Origin of the sequence: Liquorilactobacillus vini DSM 20605 (genome assembly GCF_000255495.1) — a bacterium.
In the GTDB taxonomy this organism is placed as follows: Bacteria; Bacillota; Bacilli; order Lactobacillales; family Lactobacillaceae; genus Liquorilactobacillus; species Liquorilactobacillus vini.
The window spans coordinates 1-495 of sequence record NZ_AHYZ01000202.1 but is presented as its reverse complement, the minus strand read 5'-3'; the positions used below and the strand labels follow the sequence as shown (position 1 = coordinate 495).

General features: G+C 38.2%; 1 protein-coding gene. It reads left to right on the top strand.

All coding sequences use genetic code 11. The features are described 5' to 3' along the window. Positions 1 to 104: 104 nt before the first annotated feature. Positions 105 to 495: IS256 family transposase (locus ON15_RS10865; RefSeq protein ID WP_010581516.1), on the top strand; the 391-nt coding region annotated here is incomplete at its 3' end.

The window sequence follows — 495 nt, the reverse complement described above, 5'->3', positions numbered from 1 at the left end:
AGAGTATAAAATAGTTTGTGTAAATGAATAAAATTCTATTGAAAAGGGAATCCCTTCCCCGTATGATTAAATCGTCAAAATAAACCAAAACGGAGGGATTCCCCATGGATCAGTTTACCAAAAATCTAACCAAAACTCTATTGTCAAATGGCGATGTTAAAGAACTTTTTCGTCAACAACTCGAAACGGCTATTAATCACATCTTGCAAGCTGAACTAACAGCCTTACTTGGTTATGATCCTTATGACCGCAGTGGCTTTAATACTGGCAATTCTCGTAATGGCCAGTATTATCGTTTAATTGACTCTGAATATGGTAAGTTGAAGATTGCTGTGCCGCGTGACCGTAAAGGCCATTTTCATAACCACCTGCTTCCAGCCTATTCTCGTCGTCAAGACGCTTTAGAAACAACAATCATTCAGCTTTATTCCAAGGGCGTTACGACCCGTGAAATTGCAGATTTGATTGAAAAAATGTATGGCTCTTATTATTCAC